Annotated in this window: 11 protein-coding genes; 3 read left to right on the forward strand and 8 right to left on the reverse strand. The window is 71.5% G+C overall.

Annotated features, from left to right (window positions below; genetic code table 11):
• Window positions 1-91: 91 nt before the first annotated feature.
• From B5557_RS13480 to B5557_RS13495, 4 genes are all read right to left on the reverse strand, one after another.
• Window positions 92-595: an ATP-binding protein gene (locus B5557_RS13480; RefSeq protein WP_079659379.1), complete on the reverse strand. Its 504-nt coding sequence runs from the start codon at window positions 593-595 to the stop codon at window positions 92-94.
• Window positions 596-884: 289 nt separating this feature from the next.
• Window positions 885-1652 carry an enoyl-CoA hydratase/isomerase family protein gene (locus B5557_RS13485; RefSeq protein WP_079659381.1) on the reverse strand — a complete coding sequence of 256 codons (768 nt, stop codon included), beginning with the start codon at window positions 1650-1652 and terminating at the stop codon, window positions 885-887.
• A gap of 101 nt (window positions 1653-1753) precedes the next feature.
• A complete protein-coding gene (locus B5557_RS13490) occupies window positions 1754-3004 on the reverse strand; it encodes a L,D-transpeptidase (protein WP_099935904.1) in 1251 nt (416 codons plus the stop codon).
• Between the two features lie 182 nt (window positions 3005-3186).
• Window positions 3187-4434 carry a L,D-transpeptidase gene (locus tag B5557_RS13495; protein ID WP_079659385.1) on the reverse strand — a complete coding sequence of 416 codons (1248 nt, stop codon included), beginning with the start codon at window positions 4432-4434 and terminating at the stop codon, window positions 3187-3189.
• Window positions 4435-4586: 152 nt separating this feature from the next.
• Between B5557_RS13495 and glgX the strand changes: the two genes are divergently transcribed.
• A complete protein-coding gene (gene glgX / locus B5557_RS13500; protein WP_079659387.1) occupies window positions 4587-6836 on the forward strand; it encodes a glycogen debranching protein GlgX in 2250 nt (749 codons plus the stop codon).
• A gap of 34 nt (window positions 6837-6870) precedes the next feature.
• On the opposite strand, the gene B5557_RS13505 is transcribed toward glgX, so the two are convergent.
• Genes B5557_RS13505 through B5557_RS13520 form a run of 4 tightly spaced genes read right to left on the reverse strand, consistent with a single transcriptional unit; the run spans window position 6871 to window position 10477 of the window.
• Complete coding sequence (locus tag B5557_RS13505) at window positions 6871-7527, reverse strand: response regulator (protein WP_079659389.1); 657 nt, start codon at window positions 7525-7527, stop codon at window positions 6871-6873.
• Window positions 7520-8791 (reverse strand): sensor histidine kinase, encoded by a 1272-nt coding sequence (locus B5557_RS13510; protein ID WP_079659390.1) that lies wholly within the window; start codon window positions 8789-8791, stop codon window positions 7520-7522. Before B5557_RS13510 ends, B5557_RS13505 begins: the two co-directional genes overlap by 8 nt.
• A 25-nt stretch (window positions 8792-8816) precedes the next feature.
• On the reverse strand, window positions 8817-9551 hold the full coding sequence (locus B5557_RS13515) for an ABC transporter permease (protein WP_079659392.1): 735 nt from the start codon (window positions 9549-9551) through the stop codon (window positions 8817-8819).
• Window positions 9548-10477, reverse strand: coding sequence for an ABC transporter ATP-binding protein (locus tag B5557_RS13520; protein WP_079659393.1), 930 nt, complete (start codon window positions 10475-10477; stop codon window positions 9548-9550). The genes B5557_RS13515 and B5557_RS13520 overlap by 4 nt, the downstream gene beginning before the upstream one ends.
• A gap of 195 nt (window positions 10478-10672) precedes the next feature.
• On the opposite strand from B5557_RS13520, the gene B5557_RS13525 reads away from it, so the two are divergent.
• Both B5557_RS13525 and B5557_RS13530 read left to right on the forward strand, forming a co-directional pair.
• Window positions 10673-12484, forward strand: coding sequence for an ABC transporter ATP-binding protein (locus B5557_RS13525; protein WP_079659395.1), 1812 nt, complete (start codon window positions 10673-10675; stop codon window positions 12482-12484).
• Window positions 12481-14343: an ABC transporter ATP-binding protein gene (locus B5557_RS13530; protein WP_079659396.1), complete on the forward strand. Its 1863-nt coding sequence runs from the start codon at window positions 12481-12483 to the stop codon at window positions 14341-14343. The genes B5557_RS13525 and B5557_RS13530 overlap by 4 nt, the downstream gene beginning before the upstream one ends.
• Window positions 14344-14355 lie beyond the last annotated feature (12 nt).

Genomic DNA, 14355 nt, shown 5'->3' on the forward strand with positions numbered 1-14355 from the left:
GATTGACGCAGCGGCGGCCCGTACAACCAGCCCGTCCGGCGCCTGCGGACGCGACCGGCGCCGCGGCCGGCGCCGCCGCCGGCATCGCCGCCTACCGGTCGGCGACCCGCATCTCGAACCACGTCGTCTTTCCGCGCGGTAACAGGTCCACGCCCCACCGGTCGGACAGTTTGTCGACGAGGAACAGCCCCCGCCCGCTGACGTCCAACGCCTGGACCGGCATCAGACAGGGCAGGCCCCGGGAGGGATCGCGGACCTCGACGCGGATCCAGCCGCGTCGGCGCCGCATCCGCAGCCCGAAGGCGCGGGCGCCGGTGTGCCGTACGGCGTTGCCGACGAGTTCGGAGACGAGGAGGACCGCGTCCTCCGTCATCTTGGGGGTCAGTCCCCAGTGGCGCAGGACGACGACCTGGGCCAGCCGGCGGGCCGCGGCGGCGGACTCCGGGCGGGACGGCAGCTGGACCTCGCCCTCCGTTGGGTTGCCGAACAACTCCAGCGCCCTGAGCGCCCGTTCGTCCTCGACCGCAGGCGACCAGCGCGCCGCGGTCGCACGGCCCTGTCCCCGCGGCTGTTCGATGCCCTCCAGCCCCGCCATGCCCCCATCATGGCCGCCCGGAGTCCCCTACGGAGGCGTTCCGACGGAATACGCCCCCCGGAACCTACCATTCCGAACGTTTCGAACGGCATATGCCAGAGGCAGCTCGCTCCCTATCAAACCCCCACCAACCTGCGATGACGGCCCATCCGGGGGCAATCGCCAGGCGTCCTCGACAGGGCAGACTTAAGGTTGCCCTAAGGTTTCAATAAACCGCCCCATCGAGGGACCCGGGTGAGACGACCCGTCAATTGCAAGCGATTTCAGGGGATGTCGAAGGAGACGTCCCTCACAGGAACTTGGCCTTCCCGGGGCCGTCCTCCACGAAGCTGCGCATGCCGATCTCGCGGTCGGCGGTCGCGAACAGACCCGCGAACCAGTTGCGTTCGACCGCCAGACCCGTCTCGAGGTCGGTGTCCAGGCCGGTGTCGATCGACTCCTTCGCGGCGCGCAGCGCGATCGCCGGACCCTGCGCCAGTTTCGCCGCCCAGGCGTGCGCCTCCGTGTACACGTCGGCCGCCGGCACCACCCGGTCCACCAGGCCCAGCGTCAGCGCCTCGTCGGCTTTCACCATCCGGCCCGTGAAGACGAGGTCCTTCGCCTTGGAGGGGCCGATCAGCCGGGCCAGACGCTGGGTGCCGCCGGCGCCGGGGATCAGCCCGAGCAGGATCTCCGGCTGGCCCAGCTTGGCGTTGTCCCCGGCGATGCGGAAGTCCGCGCACAGCGCGAGCTCACAGCCGCCGCCCAGCGCGTATCCGGTGACGGCCGCCACGACCGGTTTGGGGATGCGGGCCACCGCCGTGAAGGACTCCTGCAGGGCGCGGGCGCGCAGGACCATCGCGGTGTGGTCCATCCCCTGCATCTCCTTGATGTCCGCGCCCGCCGCGAACACCTTCTCGCCGCCGTACACGACGACCGCGCGTACGTCGTCACGGCGGGCCGCCTCCTCGGCGAGCTCCTTGAGCCGGTCCTGGGTGGCGATGTCCAGCGCGTTCATGGGCGGACGGTCGAGGCGGATGGTGCCGACGCCTTCGGCGACTTCGAGATTCACGGTCATGGCAGCAGGTTAACCACGACTAACGACAGCGGGGCCGGTGCCGTGCGTCACAGGACGTACGGCACCGGCCCCGTTCACCGGACCCGGGAAAAGGGGGACGGTTACTTCTTCCACTCCGACCAGGGAATGTTCCAGCCGTTGAGGCCGTTGGCCGGGTCGACCGTCGGGTCGGTGGAGTTCTGCACGGTCACCACGTCGCCGACCATCGAGTGGTTGAAGAACCAGGCGGCCGCCACGGAGCTGTCGTAGCCGCCGCGCACGTCCCGCAGGCCGATGCAGCCGTGGCTGGCGTTGTAGTTGCCGAAGGCGTCGCCGCCCCAGTAGTTGCCGTGCACGAAGGTGCCGGAGTTGGTCAGGCGGATGGCGTGCGGGACGTCCTTGATGTCGTACTCGCCGTTGTAGCCGACGGTGTCGCCGTTCATCCGGGTCACGGTGAACTTCTCGCTCATCACCATCTGGCCGTTCCAGGTCGCGTAGCCGGGCTTGCCGGTGGTGACCGGGATGGTCTTGACGACCTTGCCCTCCTGCATGACCTTCATCGTGTGCTTCTTGGCGTCCACGATGGACACCTGGTTGCGGCCGATGGTGAAGGACACCGTCTTGGACTGCTTGCCGTAGACGCCCTTGCGGCCCTCGACGCCGTCGAGGTTCAGCTCGACGGTCACCTTGGTGCCGGCCTTCCAGTACTTCTCCGGGCGGAAGTCCAGGCGGTCGTTGCCGAACCAGTGGCCCTCGACCTCGACGGCCGGCACGGTCGTGATCTTGATGGCCTTCTCGACGTCGGCCGGCTTGGTGATGCCGCGCGTGAAGTTGACCGAGAAGGGCATGCCGACGCCGACCGTCGAGCCGTCCTCGGGCGTGAAGTTGCCGACGAAGGTGTTCTGCGGGCTCAGCGTGGTGAAGGACGAGTCCTCGGCGGCCGTCCGGCCCTCCGCGTCCTTGGCGACCGCGTGCACCTGGTACGCGGTGGACGCGGAAAGGTGGGTGGCGGGCGTCCAGCCGGCTCCGTCGGCCGAGATCGCGCCGTCGATCTTCCGGCCCTTGGTGTCCTTGACCGTCACCTCGGTCAGCTTGCCCTTGGCGGCGGTGACCTTCAGCGTGCCGCTGGTGTCGACGTCCTTGGCCCCGGTCTTCGGAGCGATCGTGACGACCGCCTCCGACTGCTTGCTCTCGGCGGCGGCGGAAGCCCCCTTGCCCCCCGCGTCCTTGGCGTCGGCCCCGGAGTTCGAGTTCCCACCGCCACCGCACGCCGTGACGGCCAACAGCAGGCCTCCGGCGATCAGCGCCAGCCGCTTGTCGCGGCCGCGCGGGCGCTCCCCAACCGACGCCCCCGATATCGGTCGCACGTTCAAAGTCGTTCTCCCCACTCCCCCGGGCCCGACCGGACCCGCACCGCGACGCGTCCCCCGCGTTCGCCGCATACTAACCACAAGGTCAACGGCCTGGACGGGCCAAGATTGTCACCATTCAGTCCCAACTAGGACTGTGGGAACACGGGGAAGGTTGCACCGGGAACGAAGCCTTTTCGCCGAGGTCATTTCACGGCACTGCCCGCGATCCACTCCTTCCAGCTCAGGTTCCAGCCGCCGAGTCCGTTGTCGGGGGCGACCTGCTTGTCCTTGCTGTGGACGACCTCGATGACGTCCCCGACGAGGCTGCGGTCGAAGAACCAGCCCGCGGGCGTGTCCGAGCTGCCGCCCTTGGTGTCCCTGAGCCCCACGCAGCCGTGGCTGACGTTGGCGTTGCCGAAGACGTCCTCCTCGGCCCAGTAGTTGCCGTGCAGGAAGGTGCCGGAGTTGGTCAGCCGCATGGCGTGCGGCACGTCCGGGATGTCGTACTCACCCTTGCCGTCGGCCTTCTTGAAGCCGACGGTGGCGCCGTTCATCCGGGTCAGTTCCAGCATCTCGGTCACCACCATCTTGCCGTTGTAGGTGGTGTTCTTCGGCGCCCCGGCGGTGATCGGCACGGTGGTCAGCAGTTCGCCGTCACGGCGCACCTGCATGGTGTGCTCGGCCGCGTCGACGAGGGAGACCTGGCTGCGCCCGACGGTGAACGAGAACGACTTGCGCTGCAGCCCGTAGACGCCGGGCGCCCCCTCGACGTCGCGCAGGCCGAGCGCGACGGTGACGCGGGTGCCGGGCGCCCAGTACCGCTCGGGGCGGAAGTCGAGGCGGGTGGCGCCGAACCAGTGCGGCCGGATCGCCACCGCCGGCTCGGCCGTGACCCGTACGGCGCGTTCGACCGCGGCCCGGTTCTCGATCTCCCGGTTGAACTCCAGCGAGACGATCATGCCGGTGCCGACGACGGCGCGGTTGTCGGGGGTGACGTAGCCGATGAAGCGCTCGCCGGGGACGTATGTGGTGAACGTGCTGTGCCGGGCCGAGCGGTTGCCGTCGCCGTCCACCGCCACGACGTCGACGGTGTAGCGGGCGGCGAGCCCGAGCCGGTCGTCGTCCGGCCGCCAGCTCAGGCCGTCCGCGGCGACCTTGCCGGGCACCTCGGCCTCCTGCGCGTCCTGCGAGCGGACGACCTTCACCGACTCCAGCCGCCCGTCGGGCACCCGCACCCGCAACCCCTCCCCCGGCCGCACGCCCTTGGCGCCGTCCGCCGGGGTGACGCGGATGACGTCCTCGGGGGCCGGGGGTTTGCCGAGCACCCGGTCGATGCCGCTCCGGCTGTCTCCGCCGGTGCAGCCGGCGGCCCCGGCCAGTAGTCCTGCCCATGTCAGTACGGCGGCCAGTGCGACCCCCGCGCGCCGTGCGCGCCCATGTACGTGCCTCACGGAGTGCCCAACGACCGGGCACGCTCCGGGGAAACGTGAGTGCGAGGGCCGCTCTGGGCAGAAATGGGGGGAGGACGACGTCACGGGGAGCCGCGGCGGGACACCGCGCGCTCTTTGCCCACGTCGTTCCATGAGCCGCAGGAGGCGAGCCGGTGTCCAGCGCAGCCGAGCAGGAGACGGTGGCGGCGAAGCGCGCCGCGCCGGACACCGTGGTGAACGGTGCGTCGCGCAAGGTGCCGGGCCCACCCGTGTGGCCGGGCGCGCCCACCCCGCTGGGCGCCCGCTTCCGGGTCGGCCCGGACGGCGTCGCGGGCACCAACTTCGCACTGTGGGCGGGGGGCGCGGAGGCGGTCGAGCTGTGCCTGTTCGACGAGACGGGACGGGAGACCCGCGCCCCGCTCACCGAGCTCACGCACGAGATCTGGCACGGCTTCGTGCCGGGCGTGATGCCGGGCCAGCGCTACGGCTACCGGGTGCACGGCCGCTGGGACCCGTGGACCGGCGCCCGCTGGAACCCGGCGAAGCTGCTCCTGGACCCGTACGCCCGCGCGGTGGACGGCGCCAAAGGAAATGACTACAGCAGGCTGCCGCCGGAGGTGTACGGGCACGTCCGGGACTGGCCCCAGCAGCAGGTCGCCGACACCGTCCGCGACGAACGGGACTCGGCGCCGCACGTCCCCAAGGGCGTCGTCGTGCACGATGACGACGACTGGGCCGACGACCGCCGTCCGAAGACGCCCTGGGCGGACTCGGTCATCTACGAACTCCATGTGCGCGGCTTCACGCGACGGCACCCGGGGATTCCGGACCAGTTGCGCGGCACGTACGCCGGACTGGCCCATCCGGCGGCCGTGGACCACCTGGTGCGGCTGGGCGTGACGGCGGTGGAGCTGCTGCCGGTCCACCAGTTCGCCCACGAGGACCATCTGCTGCGCCGCGGCATGAAGAACTACTGGGGCTACAACTCGATCGGCTACTTCGCCCCGCACGCCGCCTACTCGGCCGCCGGGACGACGGGGCAGCAGGTCGGCGAGTTCAAGCGGATGGTGCGCGCGCTGCACGCGGCCGGGATCGAGGTGATCCTCGACGTCGTCTACAACCACACGGCGGAGGCCGGCGAACTGGGCCCGACGCTGTCGCTGAAGGGCATCGACAACCGCGGCTACTACCGCCTCCAGTCGGACGCCCGCCGCTACGCCGACTACACGGGCTGCGGAAACACCCTGCACGTCGTCCAGCCCCATGTCCTGAGGCTGATCACCGACTCGTTGCGCTACTGGGTGACGGAGATGGGCGTGGACGGCTTCCGCTTCGACCTGGCGGCGGCGCTGGCCCGCTCCATGCACGACGTCGACATGCTGTCCCCGTTCCTCGCGGTGATCGCGCAGGACCCGGTGCTCCGGAGGGTGAAGCTGATCGCGGAACCGTGGGACGTGGGCTCGGGCGGCTACCAGGTCGGCGCCTTCCCACCCCTGTGGACGGAGTGGAACGACCGCTACCGCGACGCCGTACGCGACTTCTGGCGGCACGCGCTGCCGGACGTACGGGAGATGGGCTACCGCCTGTCGGGTTCCAGCGATCTGTACGCGTGGGGCGGCCGGCGCCCGTACGCGTCGGTCAACTTCGTGACCGCGCACGACGGTTTCACCCTCCGCGACCTGGTGAGTTATGAGCGCAAGCACAACGAGGCCAACGGCGAGGGCAACCGGGACGGCACGAACGACAACCGCTCCTTCAACTGCGGGGCCGAGGGCGACACCACCGACGAGCGCATACTGGCCCTGCGGCGACGGCAGTTGAGGAATCTGCTGACGACCCTGCTGCTGTCGACGGGCGTGCCGATGCTGGTCGCGGGCGACGAGCTCGGACGCACCCAGCAGGGCAACAACAACGCCTACTGCCAGGACAACGAGACCAGCTGGCTGGACTGGGGCCTGCTGGAGGAGCCCGGCTGGCGGGCGCTCTTCGACCTCACGTCCCGGCTGATCGCCCTGCGCCACCGGCACCCGGTGCTGCGCCGCCGGGCCTTCTTCTCCGGTCGGGCCCACTCGGCGGACGGGTTGCGGGACCTGGCCTGGTTCACCGAACGGGGCACGGAGATGACGGAGGGCGACTGGTACGCCCCCGCCGCGACTCTCGGCATGTACCTCTCGGGGCGGGACATCCCCGGCCGCGACGAACAGGGCGCGCCGATCACCGACGACAGCTTTCTCGCCGTCCTGCACGCCGGTGACGGTCCGGTGGACTTCGTCCTGCCGGGGCCGCCGTGGGCGGAGCGGTACGAGGTGGTCGTCGACACGTCGAGCGAGGAGCAGGGGGAGGCGCCGGGGGTGACGCATCCGGCAGGGGTGGCGGTGACGGTGCCGGGGCGGGCGGTGCTGTTGTTGCGGGTGGTGGGGTGAGGGCGGCGAGTTCACGAACCGCCGCGTCGCGCGCTCACCGCCGGCCCCGGCCCAGGATCCCCCGCTCGTACGCCGTCGCCACGGCTGCCGCGCGGTCGTTGACGCCCAACTTGGCGTACAGATGGGTGAGATGGGTTTTCACGGTGGCCTCGCTGATGAAGAGCTCGCGGGCGATCTCCCGGTTGGAGGTGCCCCTGGCGACCAGGGTGAGGACCTCGTGTTCGCGGGCGGAGAGAGGCTCGGCCGCGGGCGCGCGGGGCGTGCGGACCGCGGAGACCAGGCGGGTGGCCACGGCGGGCGACAGCACCGTACGGCCTTCCGCCGCCGCCCTGACCGCCGTGAACAGCTCGTCCCGGGGGGCGTCCTTCAACAGGTAGCCCGTCGCGCCCGCCTCGATCGCGGGGAGGGTGTCGGAGTCGGTGTCGTAGGTCGTCAGGACCAGGATCTTCGCACGCGCTCCACGGCGGGTCAGTTCACGGATGGCGTCCACCCCACCGCCGCCCGGCATGCGGAGGTCCATCAGGATCACGTCCGGGTCGGCCGTCTCCGCCGTCGCCACCGCCTCCACTCCGTTCGCGGCCTCGCCCACGACCGTGAAGCCGGCGGCGGACTCGAACATGCCGCGCAGACCGTCGCGTACGACGGGATGGTCGTCGACGATCAGCAGGGTGATCAGGGGTGCGTCACTCATGGCGGATCAACGGTACGTGAGCCGACAGCGCCGTGCCCTGCCCCGGCGCGGACTCGACGGTCAGGGCGCCCGCGACGCGTTCGGCGCGGGCCCGCATGCCGTCGAGGCCGAAGCCGCCCGACCGGGTGCGGGGGCGGGTGCGCACGGCGTCGGGGGCGAAGCCGACGCCGTCGTCGCGGATGTCGAGGATGACCTCGTCGCCCAGGTAGGAGAGGGTGACGCCGACCCGGGTCGCCCCGGCGTGCCGCGACGCGTTGGAGAGGGCCTCCTGGGCGATGCGCAGCAGGGTGGCGGCGAGCTCGTCGTGGAGCTGCTCGGCCGTGCCCGTGATCGTGAACTCGGCGCGTACGCCGGTGCGTTCGCCCCATTCGACGACCGTCTTCTTCAGGGCCTCGGGCAGTCCGTCGTTCTCCAGCGCCACCGGGGCCAGGTTGTGCACGGAGCGACGGGCCTCGCCGAGACTGTGCCGGGCCAGGTCCATGGCGCGGTCGGTGTGCTCGCGGGCCTGGTCCCGGTCGGGCGTGTTCGCGACGACCTGGAGCTGGGCGATGATGCCGGTCAGGCCCTGGGCGATAGTGTCGTGGATCTCGGCGGCGAGCCGCCGCCGTTCGTCGGCGACCCCGGCCTCCCGTGCCTGGACGAGGAGTTGGGCGTGAAGGGCGGCGTTCTCGTCGAGGGCCTGCTGCAGGGCGGCGTTGGTGCGTTCGAGTTCGGCGATGGTCGCGGTGCGTTCGCGGGCCCGTTGCATCTCCTGCTCGGTGAGATGGGCGACCACCATCTGCAGGCCCGAGTTCGCGATCAGCAGCGCGCCGAAGACGACCCACTGCACCCCGCTCCCGAACGGCATCCCGCCGGCCTGCGCGCCGGCCACGGTGACCGCGCTCGCCAGCAGCCCGAGCCGCTGCCACCGCCTGCCCGGGATCGTCTCGTCGGCGTCCATGTAGCCGGCGGCGGCGTAGAACGCGAAGAACGGGTTGATCCAGGTGAGGACGAAGGCGAGGGCCCAGCGGACGACGTAGTACGCCGTCCCGGTCCGGGACGGCGTACGGCCGCGGCCGGGCCGGCGCACCCGCACGCCGTGCCACCACAGCTGGAGCGCGACCGCCGTGCCGAGCAGGGCCCAGGCGGTGTACCACTTGGCCGGGGAGGCATGGAGGTCGGCGGTCGCGAGCGCGGGGACCAGGCCGATGCAGAGCAGCCCGTACGGCCCCCAGGTGTGCAGTTGGTCCCAGCGCCGGTCGATCTGGCTGTCCACCGCGGTCATGTCCCCAGTCTGCACGGAACCGCCCCTACTCCCAGCGGAACCAGCGACTTGCCGCACCCGTCAGCAGCAGGATCCACACCGCCAGCACGCCCAGGTGGCTCCAGCCCGGCCAGTGCCCGGCCGCCGCCTGGTTCAGTGCCTGCGCGGCCGCCCCGAACGGGGTATAGCCGACGATCCGGGCGAGCAGGTGCGGCATGGACTGCACCGGCGCCCACACGCCGGCGCAGAACATCGACGGGAAGAACACGGCCGACCCGATCGCGCCCGCGATCTTCGTCGTACGGGACAGGGCCGCCACCACCGATCCGAGAGCAAGGGCGGCCAGAACGGCCAGCAGCAGGGCGAGGACGTATCCGAGGGGCTGTTGCGGCAGGCGTACGCCGAAGCCGAGCCGCCCGACCGCGAGGGCGAGCAGCGCGGAGACCAGGGCGGCACCGCCGTACACCACCATCTGCGCGGACAGCAGGGCGCTCGGCCGGACCGGCGTGGTGGCCATCCGGCGCAGGATGCCGCGCTCCCGGTAGCCGGTGAGGGTCTGCGGCATCGCCTGCAGACCGCCGACGATCATGCCGAGCAGCACGGCGACGGGGACGTAGACGTCGATGGTGCGCAGTCCGCCGAGGTCGGACTGGTGGTCCCGGAAGGACGGGACGGAACCGAGGATCACCAGCAGCAGGGTCGGGAAGAGCAGGATCCAGAAGATGGCTCCGGGCTCGCGGCGGAAGAGACGGACCTCGGTCCTCAGTACGGCGGTGCTCATGCCGCACCCTCCTTCGTGTCGGCGTTCGTCTCGGCCTTCGTCAGGTCGAGGAACGCGTCGTCGAGCGTGGCGTCCAGGACGCGCAGCTGATGGGCGGTGATGCGGTGGCGGGCCAGGAGAGTGATGACGGCGTTGACCGTCTCGTCGGTGCCGGAGAGGGTGATACGGCCGTCCTTGTGCTCGACGGACGCGAGCGCGGGGAGGACGGCGAGGTCACGCTCGTCCAGCGGGGCGGAGGGGGTGAAGCTGATGACGGTGGCCCCGGCCGAGCGCCGGATCAGTCCCGTCGGGGTGTCCAGGGCGGCCACCCGCCCCTTGTCGATCACGGCGATCCGGTCGCACAGGCGCTGCGCCTCCTCCATGAAGTGGGTGACCAGGAGAACCGTCACGCCACTGGCCCGGACGTCCTCGATCAGCGCCCAGGTGTCCCGCCGGGCCCGCGGGTCCAGGCCGGTGGTCAGCTCGTCCAGGACGACGATCCGCGGGTCGCCGATCAGGGCGAGCGCGATGAACAGGCGCTGCTTCTGGCCGCCGGAGAGCTTCGCGAACCGGGTGGACAGCTTCGGGGTCAGACCGAGGCGTTCGGCGAGCGGACGCCAGTCCAGCGGCCTCGGGTAGAAGGAGGCGTACAGCTCCAGGGCCTCCCGGACGGTGAGTTTGGGCTGCAGTTCGCTCTGCTGGAGCTGGGCGCCGAGGACGCGGGCCACGCGCGCGTGGTCGGCGACGGGGTCGAGTCCGGTGACCCGGACCCGGCCGGCGTCCGGTACGCGCAGACCCTCGACGCACTCGACGGTGGTGGTCTTGCCGGCGCCGTTCGGGCCGAGGATCCCGAAGATCTCGCCCTCCTCGACGGCGAAGGACACGCCGTCGACGACCGCACGGCCGTCGTAGGACTTGCGCAGCTCGGTGACTTCGATGACGGGCATGCCACCAGGTTTCCGGTCGGCGCCGGGCCCGCACATCGGCCGGCTCGCTCGAACGCGCATCAGCCGATCGGTGGATACGGCGGTACGACCCCTCGAACGAACGGCTCGAACACGCAGGTCGTAGGACCAGGGTCCGAGCCCGGTCCGGCCAAAACTCGGTGGGCGTTGTCAGTGCCGGTCCGTAGGCTCGCGGTGATGGCCAGTACACGTGCAACCACCACCCCCGACCGCTCCGCCGTACGCTCCCTGCTGCGCCTGTGGCCGTACGTGCGTCCCGCACGGCTACGGCTGTTCACGGCCGCCTTCGTCGCCGTGCTCGCCTCCTGTACGGGCCTGGTGATCCCGCTCGTCCTGAAGTGGATGGTGGACGGCCCCGTGGCCGACCGGGACACGGCCGGCGTCTGGCTGGGCGCGCTCTGTCTGCTGCTGCTCGGGTTCGCGGAGGCGCTGCTGTTCGGGGCGCGGCGCTGGCTGGTGGCGCGTCCGCTGTCGCACGTCGAGGCGGAGATGCGGGCCGAGTTGTACGCGCGGCTGCAACGGCTGCCGGTGGCGTTCCACGACCGGTGGGCGTCGGGGCAGCTGCTGTCCCGGGCGACGGCCGACCTGGGGCTGCTGCGCATGTTCCTCGCCTTTCCGCTGACGTTCCTGCTGGTCAACTCGGTGACGATCCTTCTCGGAGTCGTCATCATGCTGATCCAGGACTGGACGCTCGGGCTGGTCATCCTCGGGCCGGCCATCCCCGTCGTCGTGATGTGCGTGTACTTCGAGAGCCGGTACGCGGTCGTGGCGCGGCGCGCCCAGGACCAGGTCGGGGACCTGACGACGGTGGTCGAGGAGAGCGTCCTCGGGATCAGGATCATCAAGGGCTTCGGCCGGCACCGCAGCCAGGCGCGGGCCTTCCGGGAACTGTCGTCGACCCTGCGCGGCACCGAGCTGGGCAAGGCGCGGCTGCTGGCCACGATCTGGGCCGTGATCGTGACGCTGCCCGAACTGGCGATCGGGGCCGCACTGGTGCTGGGGGCGGTGCGGGTGGCGGACGGCGAGCTGTCCGCGGGCACCCTGGTCGCCTTCCTGTCCACCGCGCTCGCGCTGCGCTGGCCGGTGGACTCCATCGGGTTCCTGCTGGCGATGAGCCAGGAGGCGGCCACGGCCACGGAGCGGTACTTCGAGGTGATGGACGAACTGCCGGAGGAACCCGGCGGCTTCGACGACCGTGCGTCCGGTTCCGAGGGCGGCGGCGGACTGCGGTTCCACGGCGTCACCTTCCGCTACCCCGACGCGGCCCCCGACTCCCGGCCCACCCTCGACGGCGTCGACCTGCACATCCGGCCCGGTGAGTCCATGGCGCTGGTCGGGGCGACCGGCAGCGGGAAGACCACCCTCACGGCACTCGTCCCCCGGCTGCACGAGGTGACCGCCGGGCGTATCACCCTCGACGGCGAGGACATCACCGCGATGCCCCGCGAGGAGCTGCGCGCGCGGGTCGCCGTCGCCTTCGAGGAACCGACCCTGTTCTCCGCGAGCGTCGGGGAGAACGTCCTCATGGGGGCGGACGACCAGGCGGGCGCCGACGAGCTGGAGCGGGCCCTGGAGGTGGCACAGGCCGAGTTCGTGCGCGCCCTGCCGCAGGGCGTCGACACCCAGGTCGGCGAGCAGGGGCTCAGTCTCTCCGGCGGGCAGCGGCAGCGGCTCGCGCTGGCCAGAGCCGTCGTCGGGCGGCCCCGGTTCCTCGTCCTCGACGACCCGCTGTCCGCGCTGGACGTGCACACCGAGGCCGCCGTGGAGGCCGCGCTGCGGCAGGTCCTCGCCGACACCACCGCGCTGATCGTGGCCCACCGCCCGTCCACGGTGCTCCTCGCCGACCGCGTCGCCCTGCTGTCCGACGGGCGCGTCACCGCCGTCGGCACCCACCACGAACTGCTGCGCACGAACGCCGAGTACGCCCACCTCATGTCCGGAGACCAGTCCCCCACCCTGTCCGGGGAACAGGAGGCCGACCGCCGATGACCGCCCCCGCCACCGCCTCCCCCGAAACCGCCGACGACGACCAGGAGGCCCCCCTGCGGGCTTCCGCCGACGACCCCTTCGACCGGGACGTCCTGCCCACCCCGCCCGGCGCCACCCGCGCGCTGCTGCGGTCCCTGCTGGCCCCCATGCGGGCGCGCGTCGCCCTCACCACCCTTCTGCTGCTGCTCCAGCAGGCGGCCGTGCAGGCGGGCCCGCTGCTGGTGGCGTACGCCATCGACCGTGCCGTGCCGGCGTTCCGGGCCGACGACCGAGGGCCGCTGGTCGCGGTGGGCGTCGGCTATCTGCTGTGCGCGCTGGCCTCGGGCGCGTTGCAGTACGCGTTCCTGATCGTCTCCGCCCGCGTCAACCAGGACGTGCTGCTCGACCTGCGGGGCCGGATCTTCCGGCACGCGCAGGCGCTGAGCCTGGACTTCCACGAGCGCTACACGTCGGGCCGGCTGATCTCCCGCTCCACCAGCGATGTGGAGGCCCTGCGCGAGCTCCTCAACGAGGGTCTGCAGGAACTCGTGACGGTAGTGCTGTCCTTCCTGTTCATCTCCGCGATGCTGCTCTGGCTGGACCTGGGCCTGGGCGCCGTCGCGGTGGCGTCGTTCCTGCCGCTTTACCTCCTCGTCCGGAGCTACCGGCGGCGCGCGGGCCGGGTGTTCACCGCCCGGTCCACCGCGATCGCCGCGGTGATCGTGAAGTTCGTGGAGACGATGAACGGCATCCGGCCGGTGCGCGCGTTCCGCCGCGAGGCCGTCAACGAGGCCGGCTTCCGGGTCCTGAACCGGCGGCACGAGCGGCGCAACGGCGACGCCCTGCTGGAGATGGCCCGGTACGTCGTCGGGTCGCGGCTGGTCGCCAACACGGCGGTCGCGGCGATCGTGCTGTGGGGGGCCATGCGGGTCGCGGACGACTCGCTGGAGCTGGGGGTACTGGCGGCGGCGGTGCTCTATCTGCGGCGGCTGTACGACCCGATCGACCGGCTCGGCATGTTCCTCAACTCCTACCAGTCGGCGGCCGCCTCGCTGGAGAAGATCGCCGGCCTGCTCGCGCAGACGCCGTCCGTGCCGGAGCCCACGGCGCCGAGGGAACTCCCGGCGCTCGCCGGCGAACAACCCGGCCGGCAGGTCGTGTTCGACGGGGTCTCCTTCGGCTACCGCACGGGCGGCGAGGTCCTGCCCCGCTTCGACCTGACCCTCCCCGCCGGGCAGACCGTCGCCGTGGTCGGCTCGACCGGCGCCGGCAAGTCCACGCTGGCCAAGCTGCTCGCCCGCTTCTACGACCCCTCGCGGGGCCGGGTGCTGCTGGACGGGGTCGACCTGCGCGAGCTGCCGGTGCCCGAGCTGCGGCGCGGGGTGGTCATGGTGACGCAGGAGGCGTTCCTGTTCTCCGGCACCGTCGCCGAGAACATCTCCATCGGGCGGCCGGACGCGAGCCGGGAGGACATCGAAAGGGCCGCGAAGGCGATCGGCGCGCACGAGTTCATCAGCGCCCTGCCCGACGGGTACGACACCGACGTGCGCAAGCGCGGCGGCCGTATCTCCGCCGGGCAGCGTCAACTGGTGGCGTTCGCAAGGGCGTTGCTCGCCGATCCGGCTGTGCTGATCCTCGACGAGGCGACCAGCTCGCTCGACGTCCCGGGCGAGCGTGCGGTGCAGGCGGCGATGGCGACGGTGCTGAAGGGCCGTACGGCGGTGGTGATCGCGCACCGGCTGTCGACCGTGGAGATCGCCGACCGGGTCCTGGTCATGGAGCACGGCCGGATCGTGGAGGACGGCAGCCCGGCCGAACTGATCGCGGGCACCGGCCGGTTCGCGGACCTGCACCGGGCCTGGCGGGACAGCCTGGCGTAGACACTCAGGGGG

This window comes from Streptomyces sp. 3214.6 (assembly GCF_900129855.1).
In the GTDB taxonomy this organism is placed as follows: Bacteria; Actinomycetota; Actinomycetes; order Streptomycetales; family Streptomycetaceae; genus Streptomyces; species Streptomyces soliscabiei.

What these genes read in the sequence shown, in the direction of transcription:
- B5557_RS13485 (WP_079659381.1), bottom strand. Translation starts at nt 1,652, where the DNA reads ATGACCGTGAATCTCGAAGTCGCCGAAGGCGTCGGCACCATCCGCCTC.
- B5557_RS13480 (WP_079659379.1), bottom strand. Translation starts at nt 595, where the DNA reads ATGGCGGGGCTGGAGGGCATCGAACAGCCGCGGGGACAGGGCCGTGCG.
- B5557_RS13505 (WP_079659389.1), bottom strand. Translation starts at nt 7,527, where the DNA reads ATGAGTGACGCACCCCTGATCACCCTGCTGATCGTCGACGACCATCCC.
- B5557_RS13515 (WP_079659392.1), bottom strand. Translation starts at nt 9,551, where the DNA reads ATGAGCACCGCCGTACTGAGGACCGAGGTCCGTCTCTTCCGCCGCGAG.
- B5557_RS13525 (WP_079659395.1), top strand. Translation starts at nt 10,673, where the DNA reads ATGGCCAGTACACGTGCAACCACCACCCCCGACCGCTCCGCCGTACGC.
- B5557_RS13510 (WP_079659390.1), bottom strand. Translation starts at nt 8,791, where the DNA reads ATGACCGCGGTGGACAGCCAGATCGACCGGCGCTGGGACCAACTGCAC.
- B5557_RS13530 (WP_079659396.1), top strand. Translation starts at nt 12,481, where the DNA reads ATGACCGCCCCCGCCACCGCCTCCCCCGAAACCGCCGACGACGACCAG.
- B5557_RS13520 (WP_079659393.1), bottom strand. Translation starts at nt 10,477, where the DNA reads ATGCCCGTCATCGAAGTCACCGAGCTGCGCAAGTCCTACGACGGCCGT.